At 74.4% G+C, this 15819-nt stretch carries 18 protein-coding genes; 10 read left to right on the top strand and 8 right to left on the bottom strand.

Features of this window, described 5'->3' with window-relative positions; all coding sequences use genetic code 11:
• The first annotated feature begins 11 nt into the window (after window positions 1–11).
• Entirely contained in the window at window positions 12–410 is a 399-nt protein-coding gene (locus AB0B02_RS17745; RefSeq protein WP_281935912.1) for a PLD nuclease N-terminal domain-containing protein, read from the top strand.
• A gap of 50 nt (window positions 411–460) precedes the next feature.
• On the opposite strand, the gene AB0B02_RS17750 is transcribed toward AB0B02_RS17745, so the two are convergent.
• Together AB0B02_RS17750 and AB0B02_RS17755 are read right to left on the bottom strand one after the other, a co-directional pair.
• On the bottom strand, window positions 461–2083 hold the full coding sequence (locus tag AB0B02_RS17750) for an acetolactate synthase (protein WP_281935913.1): 1623 nt from the start codon (window positions 2081–2083) through the stop codon (window positions 461–463).
• A gap of 72 nt (window positions 2084–2155) precedes the next feature.
• Complete coding sequence (locus AB0B02_RS17755; protein WP_281935915.1) at window positions 2156–2929, bottom strand: enoyl-CoA hydratase-related protein; 774 nt, start codon at window positions 2927–2929, stop codon at window positions 2156–2158.
• A 97-nt stretch (window positions 2930–3026) separates the two neighbouring features.
• Between AB0B02_RS17755 and AB0B02_RS17760 the strand changes: the two genes are divergently transcribed.
• A complete protein-coding gene (locus AB0B02_RS17760) occupies window positions 3027–3563 on the top strand; it encodes a DUF6232 family protein (RefSeq protein ID WP_357301362.1) in 537 nt (178 codons plus the stop codon).
• On the opposite strand, the gene AB0B02_RS17765 is transcribed toward AB0B02_RS17760, so the two are convergent.
• The gene (locus AB0B02_RS17765) at window positions 3509–3910 is read right to left on the bottom strand and encodes a nuclear transport factor 2 family protein (protein ID WP_357301365.1); all 402 of its coding nucleotides are present in this window, start codon (window positions 3908–3910) and stop codon (window positions 3509–3511) included. The two genes, AB0B02_RS17760 and AB0B02_RS17765, sit on opposite strands and share 55 nt — an antisense overlap.
• A gap of 56 nt (window positions 3911–3966) precedes the next feature.
• On the opposite strand from AB0B02_RS17765, the gene AB0B02_RS17770 reads away from it, so the two are divergent.
• The gene (locus tag AB0B02_RS17770; protein ID WP_281935921.1) at window positions 3967–4449 is read left to right on the top strand and encodes a DUF6232 family protein; all 483 of its coding nucleotides are present in this window, start codon (window positions 3967–3969) and stop codon (window positions 4447–4449) included.
• A complete protein-coding gene (locus tag AB0B02_RS17775) occupies window positions 4446–4817 on the top strand; it encodes a hypothetical protein (RefSeq protein ID WP_281935923.1) in 372 nt (123 codons plus the stop codon). The genes AB0B02_RS17770 and AB0B02_RS17775 overlap by 4 nt, the downstream gene beginning before the upstream one ends.
• A 13-nt stretch (window positions 4818–4830) precedes the next feature.
• Here AB0B02_RS17775 and AB0B02_RS17780 read toward each other — a convergent pair whose 3' ends face one another.
• Window positions 4831–6327, bottom strand: a complete 1497-nt coding sequence (locus AB0B02_RS17780) for an alpha/beta fold hydrolase (RefSeq protein WP_357301370.1) — start codon at window positions 6325–6327, stop codon at window positions 4831–4833.
• 162 nt (window positions 6328–6489) lie between these two features.
• On the opposite strand from AB0B02_RS17780, the gene AB0B02_RS17785 reads away from it, so the two are divergent.
• A complete protein-coding gene (locus AB0B02_RS17785) occupies window positions 6490–7011 on the top strand; it encodes a hypothetical protein (protein WP_357301374.1) in 522 nt (173 codons plus the stop codon).
• A 33-nt stretch (window positions 7012–7044) separates the two neighbouring features.
• On the opposite strand, the gene AB0B02_RS17790 is transcribed toward AB0B02_RS17785, so the two are convergent.
• The gene (locus AB0B02_RS17790; protein WP_357301377.1) at window positions 7045–7305 is read right to left on the bottom strand and encodes a hypothetical protein; all 261 of its coding nucleotides are present in this window, start codon (window positions 7303–7305) and stop codon (window positions 7045–7047) included.
• A 459-nt stretch (window positions 7306–7764) separates the two neighbouring features.
• On the opposite strand from AB0B02_RS17790, the gene AB0B02_RS17795 reads away from it, so the two are divergent.
• Window positions 7765–7986, top strand: a complete 222-nt coding sequence (locus AB0B02_RS17795) for a winged helix-turn-helix domain-containing protein (RefSeq protein WP_357301380.1) — start codon at window positions 7765–7767, stop codon at window positions 7984–7986.
• A gap of 132 nt (window positions 7987–8118) precedes the next feature.
• Complete coding sequence (locus AB0B02_RS17800; protein ID WP_357301383.1) at window positions 8119–8877, top strand: hypothetical protein; 759 nt, start codon at window positions 8119–8121, stop codon at window positions 8875–8877.
• A gap of 54 nt (window positions 8878–8931) precedes the next feature.
• Here AB0B02_RS17800 and AB0B02_RS17805 read toward each other — a convergent pair whose 3' ends face one another.
• Together AB0B02_RS17805 and AB0B02_RS17810 are read right to left on the bottom strand one after the other, a co-directional pair.
• The gene (locus AB0B02_RS17805) at window positions 8932–9846 is read right to left on the bottom strand and encodes a ribokinase (protein ID WP_357301386.1); all 915 of its coding nucleotides are present in this window, start codon (window positions 9844–9846) and stop codon (window positions 8932–8934) included.
• Between the two features lie 7 nt (window positions 9847–9853).
• On the bottom strand, window positions 9854–10750 hold the full coding sequence (locus AB0B02_RS17810) for an ABC transporter ATP-binding protein (RefSeq protein ID WP_357301531.1): 897 nt from the start codon (window positions 10748–10750) through the stop codon (window positions 9854–9856).
• A 76-nt stretch (window positions 10751–10826) separates the two neighbouring features.
• Here AB0B02_RS17810 and AB0B02_RS17815 point away from each other — a divergent pair, with 76 nt between their 5' ends.
• The gene (locus AB0B02_RS17815; RefSeq protein ID WP_357301389.1) at window positions 10827–11831 is read left to right on the top strand and encodes an ATP-binding cassette domain-containing protein; all 1005 of its coding nucleotides are present in this window, start codon (window positions 10827–10829) and stop codon (window positions 11829–11831) included.
• Window positions 11828–12838, top strand: coding sequence for an ABC transporter permease subunit (locus tag AB0B02_RS17820; protein ID WP_281935932.1), 1011 nt, complete (start codon window positions 11828–11830; stop codon window positions 12836–12838). Before AB0B02_RS17815 ends, AB0B02_RS17820 begins: the two co-directional genes overlap by 4 nt.
• Window positions 12839–12974: 136 nt before the next feature.
• Here AB0B02_RS17820 and AB0B02_RS17825 read toward each other — a convergent pair whose 3' ends face one another.
• Window positions 12975–14183, bottom strand: a complete 1209-nt coding sequence (locus tag AB0B02_RS17825) for an ROK family transcriptional regulator (RefSeq protein WP_357301393.1) — start codon at window positions 14181–14183, stop codon at window positions 12975–12977.
• A 126-nt stretch (window positions 14184–14309) separates the two neighbouring features.
• On the opposite strand from AB0B02_RS17825, the gene AB0B02_RS17830 reads away from it, so the two are divergent.
• Window positions 14310–15764 (top strand): glycoside hydrolase family 3 N-terminal domain-containing protein, encoded by a 1455-nt coding sequence (locus AB0B02_RS17830; RefSeq protein ID WP_357301396.1) that lies wholly within the window; start codon window positions 14310–14312, stop codon window positions 15762–15764.
• Window positions 15765–15819 lie beyond the last annotated feature (55 nt).

Raw genomic sequence — 15819 nt, forward strand, 5'->3', positions numbered from 1 at the left:
CATCATGGGGCATGGCCCGCCTCTACGTACTGCTCTTCCTGGTCCAGGTCGTGCTCGCCGTCTGCGCGCTGATCAGCTGCCTCTCCGCCGAGGAGGGTCAGGTCAAGGCGCTGCCCCGGATGATCTGGGTGCTGGTCATCCTGTTCTTCCCGGTGGTCGGCTCGATCGCCTGGTTCGTGGCCGGTCGCGAACGCCCGACCGGCCCGGCCGGCGGCACCGGGTTCGGGGGACCCGCCGCACCGGCCCGCGGGCCGCTCGCCCCGGACGACGACCCCGACTTCCTCGCGTCGCTCGACAAGCGCTCCCGCGACGAGGACCAGGAACGCCTCCGCCGTTGGGAGGAGGACCTGCGTCGCCGCGAGGCGGAGCTGCGGGACCGCCCCGACGACCGGGACCGCCCGGAGGTCTGAAACGCCGCGCGCCGCCGCCGGTCACCCGGCGGCGGCGGTCACGGTCGTGGTCAGGCCAGGTTCGACGAGCGGGGGTACGCGTCCGCCGGGTCGGTCAGCACGTTGACCAGGTACGGCACGCCGGCGTCGAACGCGCGACCGAGCGCCGGGCCGAGGTCGGCGGCCTTCTCCACCGTCTCGCCCGCGCCGCCGAGCGCCTCGACCACCTTGTCGTAGCGCAGGCCGGGCTGGAGGTCGGCGGCCACGTCGTAGCCGTACATGGCGCGCATCGGGTGCTTCTCCAGCCCCCAGATGCCGTTGTTGCCGACCACGATCACCACCGGCAGCTTCTGCCGGGCCAGCGACTCCACGTCCATCAGCGAGAACCCGGCCGCGCCGTCGCCCATCAGCACGCAGATCTGCCGGTCCGGGTGGCTGACCCGGGCGCCCATCGCGTAGCCCAGGCCGGTGCCGAGGCAGCCGTACGGGCCGGGGTCCAGCCAGGTGCCGGGCTGCGCGGGTTCCAGGTACTTCCCGGCGTACGAGACGAAGTCGCCGCCGTCGCCGATGGTGATGGCGTCCGGGGCGAGCACCTTGCGCAGCTCGCCGTAGACCCGGGCCGGCCGGATCGGGTCGGTCTCGGCGCCCATCTCCTCGGCGTCGCGCGCCTTCGCCGCGTCCTCGGCGGTGCGCAGCTCGGCGATCCAGCCGGCGTGGTCGGCCCGGTCGCCGCTGTGCTCGGCGAACCCGCCGAGGATCAGTCGCAGGTCACCGGCGGGCGCGGCGGCCGGCTGCACGTGCCCGGCGCGCTGGCTGGGTGCGTCCACCACGTGCACCACCGTGGCGTCGCCGAAGTCGCCGAAGGAGAGCCGGAAGTCCAGCGGCGTGCCGATGACCACGACCACGTCGGCGCCCTTCAGCGCGACCCGGCGGGCCTTGGCGAACGCCAGCGGGTGGGTCGGCGGCAACGCGCCCCGACCCATGCCGTTGGTGAACACCGGCACCTGCAACGCCTCGGCGGCGGCGCGCAGCGCGTCGACCGCGTCGCCGGCGTACACGTCGGAGCCGGCGATGATCACCGGCCGGGACGCGCCGGCGATCAGGCCGGCCGCCTTAGCCACCTCGTCCGGGTCGGGCTCGATCGGTGCGGGCGGGGTGACCGCCGGCAGGTCGGCGTCGCCGACCGAGAAGACCGCCTCCAGCGGGAAGTCCAGGAAGACCGGGCCCCGGTGCGGGGTGAGCGCGGTGGTCAGCGCCGCCGACACCGCGCGCGGGATGTCGTCGGCGCTGAACACCGTCTCGGCGTGCTTGGTCACCGGCGCGACCAGCGGGAGATGGTCCATCTCCTGGAGGCTGCCGGAGCCCCAGCGGAACTGCGGCGCGCGCCCACCCAGCACCAGCACCGGCGAGGCGTTGAAGAACGCGCTGGTCAGGCCGGAGACACCGTTGGTGACGCCGGGGCCGGCGGTGAGCACGGCCAGGCCCGGGCGGCGCTGGAGCTTGGCCACCGCCTCGGCGGCGAACACGGCGGACTGCTCGTGCCGCACGTCGTAGAGCGGGAAGCCGGACTTGTGCGCGGCGTCGTAGAGCGGGAAGACGTGCCCGCCGGAGAGCGTGAACATCTCCCGTACGCCGTGCGCCCGCAGCGCCGCCAGCGCCAACTCGCCGCCGTGCCCCTCGAGGCGTTCCGTCATGCCACTCCCCTTCGTCGCGCGACCGGAGTCACACGCTACTGGCCGGTAGACCGGATGTGAACAACCCTCGCGTCAGCGGCCGGTGAAGCCCGGCTTGCGCTTCTCCACGAACGCGGCCATGCCCTCGCGCCGGTCGTCGGTCGCGAACAGCGCCGCGAAGAGCTGGCTCTCCCAGGCCAGACCGGAGGTGAGGTCCATGTCCAGACCACCGTCGACCGCCGCCTTCGCCGCCCGCAGCGCCTGCACCGGCCCGGTCAGGAACGGCTTCACGTACGCCACCGCGGCGTCGTACACCTCGGCGGCCGGCACCACCCGGTCGGCCAGGCCGATGCGCAGCGCCTCGTCGGCGTCGACCATCCGGCCGGTCATGATCAGATCCTTGGCGCGGGCCGGGCCGACCAACCGGGCCAGCCGCTGGGTGCCGCCGGCGCCCGGGATGATGCCGAGCTTGATCTCCGGCTGGCCGAGCTTGGCGTCGGAGGCCACGATCCGCCAGTCGCAGGCCAGCGCCAGCTCGCACCCGCCGCCGAGCGCGTACCCGGTGATCGCGGCGACCACCGGCTTGGGGATGCGCGCGATCGCGCCCAGCGCGCTGGACAGGTCGGCCGCCCGCTCCGCCATGTCCACGTAGGACATGTCGGCCATCTCCTTGATGTCCGCGCCGGCCGCGAAGACCTTCTCGCCGCCGTACACGATGACGGCGCGGACCTCGGCGTCGGCGGTGGCCGCCGTGGCGGCGGCGCGCAATTCCTCCTGCACCTGGGTGTTGAGCGCGTTCATCGGTGGCCGCTCCAGCCGGATGGTCCCGATGCCGTCCTTCACTTCCAGCCTGACGAACTCGCCCACGCCGCCCTCACTTCCTCGTCGAAGTAGCGTGCCAACCTTACGACCCACGTCGTTGGGGTAGACAGTGCGGTAGCCGCCGGACACCGGGAGTGAGGTCATGACCACCTACTACGACGACCGGTCGGTCCGGGTCACGTCCACCGCGCTGCGGGTGGACGAGCACAGCTACCCGCTGGCCGAGCTGACCATGGTGTGGCACCGCCGGGGCAGCCGCTCCTGGCGGGTGCTGGCCGGGCGCGGCGCGATCGGCGCGGCGCTCGCCGGGCCGCTGGTGGCCGCGCTGCTGGGCATCGCGCTGGCGGTCTGGCTGCACCGCTCGCTCACCGTCACCGTCGCCATCGTCGGGGCCTCCGTGCTTGTCGGCCTCGCGGTCGGGCCGCTCGCCGACGTGCTCTTCGAACACCTGGACCGCTCGTACGTGCGGGGCAGCCGCGAGCTGGAGATGTGGGCCACCTGGCGGGGCCGGCCGGTGCGGCTGCTGCACACCGGCGACGCGCTGCGCTTCGGCCAGATCTACCGGGCGGTGCAGCGGGCCATGGAGCGCATGCCCTCGGGGCCCGGTGCCGGTCCCGGTGCCGCTCAGAACGTGATCGGGTCGTCTGGCACCAGGCCCAGCCCGCGCAGCAGGCCGTAGGTGTCCTGCTCGCCCCAGAACTCGACGATCCGGCCGCCGGCCAACCGGTACATCTTGCAGGCGCTCTGCACCGTGGTCGCCCCGGTCGCGTCCCGCCGGTAGGTCTGCGCGATCGACACCACCACCCGGTCCTCGGCCGCGAAGATCTCCACGACCTCCTGGTCGAGCACGGTCAGGCCGGGCGAGGAGACGGCGGCCTCGGGCCAGCGCCGGCCGCGTACCGCCGTGCCGGAGCCGTAGATCGCCACGTCCTCGTCGACCACCTCGGCCAGGTCCTTGGTGACGAACGTCCGCAGGTACCGCCGGACCACCTCGACGTTGCGCGCCCGCTCGTCCCCGTCCGCCATGCCGACCACGCTACCCACAGATTCCGCCCGCGCACTCCCAGTGGGTACGCTGATTTATGACCCTCTATTACCGGGACGACGCGGTACAGGTCACCTCGCAGACCATCCACGCCGGCGGGCAGGTCGTCGCGCTCGCCGACATCACGTACGTCTGGCACGCCCGCGGCACCACCACGATGGCGGTCCGGGGCCGGGTCCTGGGCCGGGGCGTGCTGGTCCTGCTGCTGTCGCTGCCGCCGCTGGTGGCGTTGGTCTGCGTGCTGTCGCTGGCCTGGGCCGCGCAGGACCGGGGCGACTGGAAACTCGCCCTGATCATCCTGGCCGCGTTCGTGGTGGTGGGGCTCGTGCTCACCCCGTTCCTGGAGGTGCCGCTGGGCTGGCTGGACCGCTCCTACGAGCGGGGCAACCGGGTGCACGAGCTGTGGGTGCAGGTCCACGGCCGGGAGACGATGCTGGTCCGCACGCCCGACGCGCTACGGTTCGGGCAGATCTACCGGGCCGTGCAGCGCGCCGTCGAACAGCAGGGAGACCGACGATGACCCACCGTCGCGGCGAGGCCGTCGCGCTCGCCGGGCTGCTCGCCGCCGCGGGCGTCACCCACTTCGCCCGCCCCGGCTTCTACGACCCGATCGTGCCGCGCGTCCTGCCCGGGCCGGCCCGCTTCTGGACGTACGCCTCGGGGGTCGCGGAACTGGCCGTGGCGGCGGCGGTGGCGCATCCGGCGACCCGACGACGGGGTGGGCTGGCCGCGGCGGCGTTGTTCGTCGCGGTGCTGCCGGCCAACGCGCAGATGGCCTGGGACTGGCGACGGCGACGGCCGGTGAAGCGGGCGGTCGCCTACGGCCGGGTGCCGATGCAGGCGCCGCTGATCTGGTGGGCGCTGCGGGTGGCGCGGCCGAACCGCTGATTCCCGCCCCGGTTCAGGTCAGCGGCAGCGTGGTGGCGATCGGCCAGGCGAGCACCACCGCACCGACCGCCGCCGGCAGCCACCACGGCGCGTCGCGACGGCGCAGCACCCCGGCCCACGCCGCCTGCCAGGCCACCAGCGCCGCGAAGAGCGGCACCACCAGCAGCACGAACCCGGGCGCAAGGCCGGTCACCGCCGCGGCGGCCAGGACCACCACCGCGAGCCCGCCGACCGCCGCGTAGGCCACGCCCCGGCCCTCGGTGACCAACTCGGCGCCGAGCAGGAAGGCCAGGCAACAGAGCGTCACCAGGGGCAGCAGCCACCAACGGGCGCCGACCGGTGCCCCCGACGTGAACCCCAGGTGCAGCGGCAACGCGACGGCGAGCACCGCGTACCCGAGAAGCACCGCCGCCACTCCGGCGGCGCGCGTCGGCCGGCGGGCGTGGCCGGCCGGCGGCCGACGAAGCCCGAAACTCCGGTGCGCCGCAACCAGCAGCACGCCGGTGAGCAGCAGGAACACGGCCACGTGCCCGCCGACCGCGAGCGGCAGCCGGTCGGTCGGCAACGGCGTGGCGAGGACCGCGCCGAGCCCGGCCGCCGGCACCGCCACCGTGAGCCACCGACCCGGCCGGGAGCGTGGTCCGCCGGCCGACGCGGCGGGCGGCGGCGGGCCGCGCAGCAGCAGCGAGGCCAGCGGTACGAAGCCGAGCCCCAGGCCGAGCAGAAGCAGCCCGCCGCCGGCCAGGCGGGTCAGCGGGGCCGGCGGCGGACCGCCGGGGCGACCCGGGATCGCGGCCAGCGTCGCGGCGTGGGTACGCGGCGCGAAGAGCACCGAGATGTGCTCGGTGCCGGGTGCCACCACCCGCTCCCGCGCCCCCGGTGGCCCGCCGGCCGCCGCCGCCTCGGCCGCCCGGCGGAAGTCGGGAAACTCCAGCCCGCCCACCACCACCGTGAGGCGGCCCGCCCAGCCGGGCGGCACGTCGTCCGCGTCGGGTAGCGAGATCGCCACGGTCCGGGTGATCTCCGGGTGGTCGACCGCATATCGGGTGACCGCCCCGGCGCCCATCGAGTGGCCGACCAGGACGATCCGGTCCGGGTCGACGTCCGGCCGGCTCCGCAGCCAGGCCAGCGCGACGTCCAGGTCGTGCCGCAGGACCGCCCGGGCCCGCTCGTCGTCCCGACCCGCACCGGGCAGCGCGGCCGGGTTGGCGCCGTGCCCGGCGAAGTCGAGCAGCACCGCGACCGCGCCGTGCCGGGCCACCGAGTCGGCCAGCGGTCGCATCAGCCGGGCGGAGCCGGCGAACCCGTGCGCGATCACCACCCCCGGTCGACGGTCGCCGCCCGTCCCGGACTGGCGAACCTCGGTGAGCGGCACCCCGGCGACGGTGGCCCGACGCGTGCTCAGGCCGGCGTCCGCGCGGACCAGCAGCAGCGTGCCGAGCACGACGGCGAGCAGGGCGAGCACGCCGAGCACGAGGGGTCGCCGCGGGGCCGAGCCGGGGGCGGGCATGCCGGCACCCTACGCGGCACGCCCGCGCCGCGGGAGAGCCGGCGTTGCCCCGGGGCGGCCAAGCGGTGACATGGTCAGAACCGCACCTGCATCCCGCCGTCATGCCCAACAATCCTCACCAGACAGTCCTACGGGGTAACACGTGTCCCTTAGCCTCGGCGGGTGAATGACGACCTTCTTCGCCGGCTCCGGACCGAACAGGCCCGGACGCTGCTCGGCGACGCCGACCCGCACCATGCGGTGATGCTGGCCTGCGACTTGCTGGTGGCCGGCGTCGACAGCCAAGCCGTGATGGCGCTCGCGGCCGAGTCAGCTCGGACGCTGCCGGCACATGGCGCGAATCGGCACCTGGCGGCGGTCATCGCCGAGCTCGGGCTTCCGGAGCCAGACCTACCGACGGCCGTGGCGCTGATCGCGGCCGACACCTGCAGGCGGATCCTCGACCGCAGCATCCCTGCCGAGGTGGGCACGCACCGCCTCTACGTGGTGGGACATGAGGGCAGCCCGCTCGACGACCTACTTCCGGCCGTCGCCGCCCTCGCGGCGTACCTCGAAGACGACCTTGGCGGGCGCGCCGACGACGAACTGCGAACCAAGCTTGCCGCGCTGGCCCTGACCATCCTGAACCGTCTGAAACGCCCCCTGACGGTGGAGCGTCGCCGACAGATGAGGGCGCAGTCCTGACCCGTGTCGGGGAGATCAATGCCCGCGGCCTGCTCATGGCGGGGCAGATGGCCCCCTTCGGCCAGGAGTAGGGACGGTCCGTTGTTGGATGACCAGGCCAGCGGATTTCACGAAGAGGGACCGTCGAGCGATCGCATCTCCACGCTGGTCAAGCTGGTAGCCGTCGAGCCACACCCACCCGTCGTAGGTCGTCCATTCGAGCTGGCGGATGACGCGGAACATGATCGGGTTGACGAACTGCGGGCTGGCCGCTCCAGTGACGTGGACCAGGTCCCCGGCACGGGGTGTGCTCATCGGGACCACCCCAGCAGGACGCATGCCCTACGCCACTCCTTGATCCGGGCACGCGCCTCCCCAACCGCAGGGCAGGGGTCGTCCTCCGAGCACCGATGGCAGCGCTTGTGGCGGTGATAGTCCAGGCATGACCACGCGAGCTGCACCAGGCACGGCACATCGCGGCGAACCGGGATCGTCATGACACGTCCGGCCAATGCCCCCGGCTGATCGGGACGCGGTGCTTCACGTGACAGGGGAGATCCCGACCGCAGCGACAGGTCACCCGTTTGAGCAGGTAGTCCCAGGTGGGCCGGTGCCTGCGCGCTAGGGTCAGGGCTGCCGCCCGGAGGTATTCGTCGAAGCTCACCGTCGCCACAATCCCAACCTACGTTACTAGGTACGCTGGGTACACCTGCGATACCCCGTGTCGCCTACTTGATCCCCCCGCGTGTTCCCTGAATGCAGGGAGGGTGACGGATGGCCGAGCCGCTGTATCAACAGATCGCCGACGACATCACGCGGCAGATCGAGTCCGGCGTGTTGAAGCCAGGTGACCGCCTGCCCAGCACGCGGCAGCTATGCGACATCTACGAGGTCAGCGAGACGGTGATCCGCTTCGTCATGATCCAGCTCAAGGCACGGAACCTCGTGTACGGACAGCCGGGCCGAGGCGTCTACGTCAATCCCTCGGCAGAGTAGATTCGCCGGCGGCGACGGGCAGCGGTTGGTAGGGCTCGACACCTCTTTGGCAACCGCATCGGCGGCGAAGGTGCACCGTCTGACTCAGGCGCCACCGGGCGTCGCTGGCTGGCGCGACGCACACTGGTCATCATGGCGATCCCACTTCCCCGGCCCCGCGCCGTCGTCGGCCTCACCCGCTCCGCCCTGGACCAGGCGCTCGGCTCGGCCGCCGCGTTCGCCGGCGTGCCCGCCCGCGCCTTCGCCGTGCTCGACGAGGTGGAGGCGCTGGTGCGGCGGATCAACGGTGCGGTCGACCGGATCGAGGGCACGCTCGACCGCACCGACCGGGTGCTCACCGACGCCGAGGGGGCGGTGCGTGAGGTGGCCGTGATCAGCGCCGCCGCCACCACCGCGATCGACACCGCGACCGAGGTGGCCGCCGCGGCGGCGGTGGTGGTCGGCGAGGCGGAGCGCGTCTCGGCTGCCGCCGCCACGGTGGTCGGCGAGGCGGACCGGGTGGCGCGGGCCGCCGCCGGGGTGGTGGCCGAGGCGGACACGGTGGCGACCCGGGCCGCCGGCACGGTGGCCACCGCCGAGCAGGCCGCCGGCACCGCGACCGAGCTGCTGACCGCGTACGAGGCGACGCTGCGCCGGGCCGCGCCGATGGCGGCCCGCTTCGTCGAGCAGCTCAGCCCGGAGGAGGTGACCGCCGCGATCCGGCTCGTCGACGAGCTGCCGAAGCTGAAGAAGCACCTCACCTCGGACGTGCTGCCGATCCTGGCCACGCTGGACCGGGTCGGCCCGGACCTGCACGACCTGCTGGACGTCACCCGGGACCTGAAACTCGCGGTGGCCGGCATCCCCGGCCTCGCCATGCTTCGCCGCCGCGGCGAGCGCGCCGAGGGTTAAGGCCGCGGCGAGCGCGCCGAGGGTTGAGAAGGGGCCCCGCCTATACCGGAGGCGTTAAGAAGGGGCCCCTCCTTGACGCCCGCCGAACAGCGCGTCGATCTCCGCGCGGTGGGGCAGGGCCACGGAGGCGCCGAGCTTGCGGACGCAGGCCGCCCCGGCCGCCGCCGCCCAGCGGACTGCCTCGGCCAGGTCGCGCCCCTCGCCCCAGGCCACCGCCAGCGCGGCGGTGAAGGCGTCCCCGGCGGCGGTGGAGTCGACCACGTCCACCGGTAGGGCCGGCACGTGCAGCGCCGGGCGGTCCCGGTCGACGTACCAGGCGCCGTCGCCGCCGAGCGTGAGCACCGCGCGGGGCACCAGGTCGAGCAGCGCCGCCGGCTCGTCCCGACCGCGGCCGGTCAACGCCTGCGCCTCGGGTTCGTTGACCACCAGCAGGTCGGTCGCGGCCAGCAGCTCGGGCGGCAGGGGCCGGGCCGGCGCCGCGTTGAGCACCACCCGGGTGTCGGCGGACCGGGCCGCCAGCGCCGCCTCGGTCACCGTCTCGACCGGCACCTCAAGCTGCGCGACCAGCACGTCCGCCTCGCGTACGGTGGCCAGCTCGTCCTCGGTGAGCCCGGTGAACGCCTCGTTCGCGCCGGGGGTGACCAGGATCGCGTTCTCGCCCGCGCCGCCGACCATGACCAGGGCGACACCGGACGGCCCGTACGTCACCCGGAGGTGGCCGGTGTCGACGCCGGCCGCGGTGATCCGGGCCCGGAGGGTGACGCCGAACGCGTCCGAGCCGATCGCGCCGAGGAAGACGCAGGACGCGCCGGCGCGGACCGCGGCGACCGCCTGGTTGGCGCCCTTGCCGCCGGGCAGCATCACGAAGTCGCTGCCGAGCACCGTCTCCCCCGGCCGGGGGAGCGCGGCGGCGGTGCCGACCAGGTCCATGTTGGCGCTGCCGACGACGGCGATCCGGGTCTGCGGCATGACAGTCTCAGGCGGCCCGGGCGGTCCAGCGGTCGCCGGTCCGCGAGACGACCAACGGCAGGCCGAAGGTCTTGGACAGGTTGTCGGCGGTGAGCACGTCGGCGAGCAGGCCCTGCGCCACCACCCCGCCCTCGCGCAGCAGCAGCGCGTGGGTGAAGCCGGGCGGGATCTCCTCGACGTGGTGGGTGACCAGCACCATGGCCGGCGCGTCCGGGTCGTACGCCAGCTCGGCGAGCCGGGCCACCAGGTCCTCCCGACCGCCCAGGTCGAGCCCGGCGGCGGGCTCGTCGAGCAGCAGCAGCTCCGGGTCGGTCATCAGGGCGCGGGCGATCTGCACCCGCTTGCGCTCGCCCTCGGAGAGCGTGCCGTAGCCGCGCTCGGCGAGGTGGCCGACGCCGAGCTGGCTCAGCAGCGCGGCGGCCCGCGCCTCGTCGGTGCGGTCGTAGCTCTCCCGCCAGCGGCCGACCACGGACCAGGCCGCGGTCACCACCACGTCGACGACCCGCTCGTCGGCGGGGATCCGCTCGGCGAGGGTGGCGGTGGAGAGGCCGATCCGGGTACGCAGCTCGTTGACGTCGGTGCGGCCGATGCGCTCGCCGAGCACGTGCGCGACGCCGCTGCTCGGGTGCAGCCGGCCGGCGGCCAGGTTGAGCAGGGTGGTCTTGCCGGCGCCGTTCGGGCCGAGCAGCACCCACCGTTCGTCCAGCTCGACCCGCCAGTCGACGTCGCGCACCAGCGCGGTGCCGGAGCGCGTGACGCCGACCCCGTCGAGGCTGACCACCAGATCCGCGTCCACGGTCGAGGGGGCGGGGGCGCCCACGGCGCCGGGGATCAGGTCACCAGTCACCGCCCCATCCAACCACGCACCCGGCCCGGCGCCCCCCACGGGCGGCGCCGCCGCCATAGGGTGGGGCGCCGTGTCGTTGGTCACCGCCTGAGGAAGGACGACTCATGCCCGACCGCTGCCGGGAGGCAGGCGGATGAGCGCGGTCATCGAGATCGCCGGCCTCCGCAAGACGTTCCGCACGCTGCGTCATGGGCGCCGGGTCGCCGTCGACGACTTCCACATGCTGGTCGAGGCGGGCCAGGTGCACGGCTTCCTCGGGCCGAACGGCTCGGGCAAGACGACCACGCTGCGGGCCCTGCTCGGGTTGGTCCGGCCGGATGCCGGCTTGATGCACGTGTTGGGCACCCGCTCCCCGGAGCGGCTGCCGGACGTGGCCGGGCGGGTCGGCGCCATCGTGGAGAGTCCGCAGTTCTTCGGCAATTTCACCGCGCACCGCACGCTGCGGCTGCTGGCGCTCGCCGGCGGCGTGCCCACCTCCCGGGTGGACGAGGTGCTGGAGCAGGTCGGCCTGCGGGACCGGGGCGAGGAGCGGGTCAAGGGCTACTCGCTCGGCATGAAGCAGCGGCTGGCGGTGGCCTCGGCCCTACTCAAGCGCCCGGAGCTGCTGATCCTCGACGAGCCGGCGAACGGGCTCGACCCGGCCGGCATCCGGGAGATGCGCGACCTGACCCGGTCGCTCGCCGCGTCCGGGGTGACCGTGCTGCTGTCCAGCCACATCCTCGCCGAGATCCAGTTGATCTGTGACCACGTGACGATCGTCAGCCGGGGGCGGCGGGTCGCGTACGGCCGGGTCGACGAGGTGCTTGCCGGTTTCGACCAGCACCAGTGGCGGGTCCGGGTGGCCGAGCCCGAGCCGGCCGCGCTGCTGCTGGGCCGGGCCGGCCTGTCGGTGGCCGGGCACGCCGACCATCTGGTGGTGACCGGCGTGGAGGACCCCGAGGTGATCAGCCGCACGCTGGGTGAGCAGGGCATGTGGGTGCGGGAGCTGGTCCCGATCCGACCCGACCTGGAGAGCGTCTTCCTGGAGTTGACCCGCGGCGACGAGCACGTGGCGGTGCCGCGCCAGGTGGACGGCGCGCCGGCGTACGACGGTGTGATCGATCTCGACGTCCGGGGCAGCCGGGAGGTGGAGGCGTGAACCTGGTCCGTGCCGAGCTGGAGCGGCTCGCCGCCCGGCGCTTCGTGCAGCTCATGGTGGTGTTGCTGGCGGTCGCGTTCGCGGTGACGGTGGTGACCACGCTGGGCGGCTCGCACCGGCCGACCGAGGTGGAGCTGAGCCGGGCCCAGTCGCAGGCCGCGGACGAGGTGCGCCGGCTGGAGCTGGCGCACGACCGGTGCCTGCGGATCAAGGCCGGCACGCTCACCCCGGACGAGAACGACTACCTGCCGCGTGACTGCGCCCAGATCGACCCGGCGCGGTCCGAGCAGTTGCCGACCGCGTCCGACTATCTCAGTGGCGTGTTCGTCTTCGCCAAGGAGGCGAAGCCACTGCTCTACTTCCTGATCGCGTTCCTGGCGCTGTTCGGGTTCCTGGTCGGCGCCTCCTACATCGGGGCGGACCTGAACTCCGGCGGCGTGGTCAACCTGCTGCTGTGGCGGCCCCGCCGACCGACCGTGTTCGCCGCGAAGCTCGGCACGCTGCTGGGTGGCCTGCTCGGGCTCTCCGTGCTGGCGTCGGTGGCGTACCTCGGGGCGTTCTGGCTGATCGGCCAGGCGTCGGGGCTGACCGGCCGGATGAGCGGCGAGTTCTGGGCCGGGCTCGGCGCGGTCTGGGCGCGCGGCGTGGTGCTGGTGCTGCTCGCCGCGGCGCTCGGGTTCGCCGTCGCCACGCTGGGCCGGCACACCTCGGCGGCGCTCGGCACGGTGGCCGCGTACGTGGTGGTGTGGGAGCTGGGCGCGCGGCTGGTGTTCCAGATCCTCCAGGTCGGCCGCCCGGACCGGTTCATGCTCTCCAGTTACCTGGGGGCGTGGCTCGCCGGCCAGGTGCGGTTCTGGGACGACAACGCGTGCAGCACCGGGATCTCCGGCTTCTGCGACGGCTCGTACACGCTGGGTTGGCCGGCGGGCCTGGTGGTCCTGCTCGGGCTCACCGCCGCGCTGGTGGCCGCCGCGTTCGCGGTGTTCCGCCGCCGTGACCTGATCTGAGCACGTCGGCGCGGCCCGGTCCGGCCGGGCCGTGCCGACGCGAGCCGACCGGACATCGCCGGCAACTCCTTGCAGACTTTGCCTACAGCGTGAAGAATTCCTTCACATGGCGGCCGGTGCGGTGACAGGTCGGCGGTCAGCCGACCGTCGAGCCGAACACCTCGTCCCGGACCGCGTCGAGCGCGGTCCGCAACGCGCCGCGCAGGATCGGCTCCTCGGTCAGCCCGGTGCTCACCACCCGGGGACGGACCAGCGTGATCGCCGCGACCTCCTGCTGCACCCGCTCGGCCAACGCGGCCCCGCCCGCCCGACCGACCGCGCCGGCGAGCACCACCAACGGCGGGTCGAGCACCACGCAGGTGCTCGCCACGCCGAGCGCCAGCCGGCGGGCCAGCTCGTCAAGCACCGGGCCACCGGCCTCGCCGGCGGCGATGGCGGCCTGCACCGCCTCGGCCGCCCGCGCCGCCGCCGCGACACCCTGCTCGGCCGCGTCCGGCGTGGCGAAGCCGTGCTCGGCCGCCACGGCGCGCACCGCGTCGGCGCCCGCGAGCTGCTGGAACGCCGGCTTGGCCCGCCGCGACACGTCGCGCGGAATGGGCACCCCGGGCACCGGCAGGTAGCCGATCTCACCGGCCGCGCCACTGCTGCCGTGGTGCAGCCGGCCGCCCAGCATGATCGCCAGGCCGACGCCCGCGTCCACCCAGACCAGCACGAAGTCGGCGGTGCCCCGGGCGGCGCCGGACTGCGCCTCGGCCACCGCGGCCAGGTTCACGTCGTTCTCGAACACGACCGGGGTGTCCAGATCCTCCCGGAGCGCGGCGAGCAGGCCGCTGTGCCAGCGCGGCAGGTTGAACGCGAACGTGATGTCGCCGGTCTGCGGATCGACCAGGCCGGGGGTGCCCAGCACGACGCGCCGGACCGCGGACAGCTCCGCGCCGGCGCTGCTGGCGGCCTGCACCACGGCGTTGTGCACCACCCCGACCGGGTCGTCGGTGTCCTTCGTGGACTGCTCGACCCGGCCGGCGACGGTGCCGGTGATGTCGGCGCAGGCCGCCACCACCCGCTCCGCGCCGACGTCCACGCCGACCACGTACGCGCTGCCCGGACGCACCGCGTAGAGCTGGGCGTTCGGGCCCCGCCCGCCGGCCTGCTCGCCGACCCGGGCGACCAGGCCGCGCTCCTCCAGCCGCTCGACCAGCTGGGAGGCGGTCACCTTGGACAGCCCGGTCAGCTCGCCGATCCGGGCCCGGGTCAGCGGACCGCGTTCGAGCAGCAGCTCCAGCGCCGCACGGTCGTTGAGCGCCCGCAACAGTCGGGGGGTGCCGGGCAGCCGGGTCGCACTCATGCCAACGTCCTCAATTTTTTTCGTAAGGTTGCTAACCATAAAACGCCTGCCGAAGGGTGCCCGTTAGCGTATCGGCCACCCTGTCCGACGGAGGTCGGACGACCCGGCAGGGAAAGGGGAACGACAGTGGGGCTGGATCCAGGACTCCGTCGGCTCGCGCTGGGCACGTTGCTGGCCGCGTACCCGGGCCCGGTGCCGCCGGACTGGGCGGTCGACCTGCTCGCCGACGGGCTCGCCGGGCACACCCTGTTCGGCACGAACGTGCACGACCCGGCCCAGGTGGCGGCGTCCACGGCGGCGCTGCGCGCCGGCCGCCCGGACGTGATCGTCGCGATCGACGAGGAGGGCGGCGACGTCACCCGACTGGCCCACGCCACCGGCAGCCCGTACCCGGGCAACGCCGCGCTCGGCGCGGTCGACGACCCGGACCTCACCCGGGCGGTGTACGCGGCGATCGGCGCGGAGCTGGCCGCGCTCGGCCTCACGCTCGACCTGGCGCCCACGGTCGACGTGAACACCGCCGACGAGAACCCGGTGATCGGCACCCGCTCGTTCGGCGCGGACCCGAAGCGGGTGGCGGTGCACTCGGCCGCCGCGGTCGCCGGCCTCCAGTCGGTCGGCGTGGCCGCCTGCGCCAAGCACTTCCCCGGGCACGGCGCGACGGTCGCCGACTCCCACCACGAGCTGCCCACTGTCGACGTGCCGCCGGCCGTGCTGCGGGAGCGGGACCTGCCGCCGTTCGCCGCGGTGGTCGACGCCGGCGTCCGCGCGGTGATGACCGCGCACATCCGGGTGCCGGCGCTGACCGGCGACGGCCCGGCCACGTTCAGCCGGGCGGTCCTGCACGACCTGCTGCGCGGCGAGTACGGCTTCACCGGCACGGTGATCACCGACGCGCTGGAGATGAAGGGCGCGGCGCTGGCCGCCGGCGGGGTGGGTCCGGCCGCGGTACGCGCGCTGGCCGCCGGCGCCGACCTGCTCTGCATCGGCGCCCAGGTCGACGCCGCCCTGGTCGAACACGTCGCGGCCGAGATCGTCGCCGCGCTCGGGGACGGCCGGCTGGACCGCGCCCGGGTGGAGGAGGCCGCTGGCCGGACCGCCGCGCTCGCCGGCTGGGCCGGGCCGGCCGACGCCCCGACCCCGCCCGCCGACGGCCTCGGCTACGCCGCCGCGCTGCGGGCGGTGCACGTCGAGGGCGACCTGCCCGGTCCGGGCGCCCCGCTGGTGGTGCAGGTGCACGCCGCCGCCACGATCGCCGAGGGGCGGGTGCCGTGGGGGCTGGGTCCGCACCTGGCCGCCGGAGTCGAGCAGGTCCGCGCGGTGGCCGGCGAGACCGACCCGGGCGAGCTGGGCCGGCTCGCCGGCGAGCGGCCGGTAGTGCTGGTCGGGCGGCACCTGCACCGGCTGCCCGGGGCGCGGGAGCTGGTCGAGGCGCTGGCCGCCACGCATCCGGTGACCGTGGTGGAGATGGGCTGGCCGGCGGCCTGGCGGCCGGCCGGGTCGCGCGCGTTCGTCGCCACCTACGGCGCGAGCCACGCCAACGGCCGGGCCGCCGCCCGGGTGCTCGGCCTGACCGGCTGATCCGTCCGTGCCCGCCGGCCCGCCGTCCACCCGACGGCGGGCCGGCGCGCGTTCG

This window comes from Micromonospora sp. NPDC049240 (genome assembly GCF_040647835.1).
Taxonomy (GTDB): Bacteria; Actinomycetota; Actinomycetes; order Mycobacteriales; family Micromonosporaceae; genus Micromonospora.

Excerpts from the sequence above, each read along its gene's own strand:
- AB0B02_RS17780 (WP_357301370.1), bottom strand. The coding sequence starts at position 6,327 with ATGCCCGCCCCCGGCTCGGCCCCGCGGCGACCCCTCGTGCTCGGCGTG.
- AB0B02_RS17765 (WP_357301365.1), bottom strand. The coding sequence starts at position 3,910 with ATGGCGGACGGGGACGAGCGGGCGCGCAACGTCGAGGTGGTCCGGCGG.
- AB0B02_RS17790 (WP_357301377.1), bottom strand. The coding sequence starts at position 7,305 with ATGAGCACACCCCGTGCCGGGGACCTGGTCCACGTCACTGGAGCGGCC.
- AB0B02_RS17770 (WP_281935921.1), top strand. The coding sequence starts at position 3,967 with ATGACCCTCTATTACCGGGACGACGCGGTACAGGTCACCTCGCAGACC.
- AB0B02_RS17825 (WP_357301393.1), bottom strand. The coding sequence starts at position 14,183 with ATGAGTGCGACCCGGCTGCCCGGCACCCCCCGACTGTTGCGGGCGCTC.
- AB0B02_RS17800 (WP_357301383.1), top strand. The coding sequence starts at position 8,119 with ATGGCGATCCCACTTCCCCGGCCCCGCGCCGTCGTCGGCCTCACCCGC.
- AB0B02_RS17775 (WP_281935923.1), top strand. The coding sequence starts at position 4,446 with ATGACCCACCGTCGCGGCGAGGCCGTCGCGCTCGCCGGGCTGCTCGCC.
- AB0B02_RS17810 (WP_357301531.1), bottom strand. The coding sequence starts at position 10,750 with ATGGCGGCGGCGCCGCCCGTGGGGGGCGCCGGGCCGGGTGCGTGGTTG.
- AB0B02_RS17795 (WP_357301380.1), top strand. The coding sequence starts at position 7,765 with ATGGCCGAGCCGCTGTATCAACAGATCGCCGACGACATCACGCGGCAG.
- AB0B02_RS17745 (WP_281935912.1), top strand. The coding sequence starts at position 12 with ATGGCCCGCCTCTACGTACTGCTCTTCCTGGTCCAGGTCGTGCTCGCC.
- AB0B02_RS17815 (WP_357301389.1), top strand. The coding sequence starts at position 10,827 with ATGAGCGCGGTCATCGAGATCGCCGGCCTCCGCAAGACGTTCCGCACG.
- AB0B02_RS17760 (WP_357301362.1), top strand. The coding sequence starts at position 3,027 with ATGACCACCTACTACGACGACCGGTCGGTCCGGGTCACGTCCACCGCG.
- AB0B02_RS17805 (WP_357301386.1), bottom strand. The coding sequence starts at position 9,846 with ATGCCGCAGACCCGGATCGCCGTCGTCGGCAGCGCCAACATGGACCTG.
- AB0B02_RS17750 (WP_281935913.1), bottom strand. The coding sequence starts at position 2,083 with ATGACGGAACGCCTCGAGGGGCACGGCGGCGAGTTGGCGCTGGCGGCG.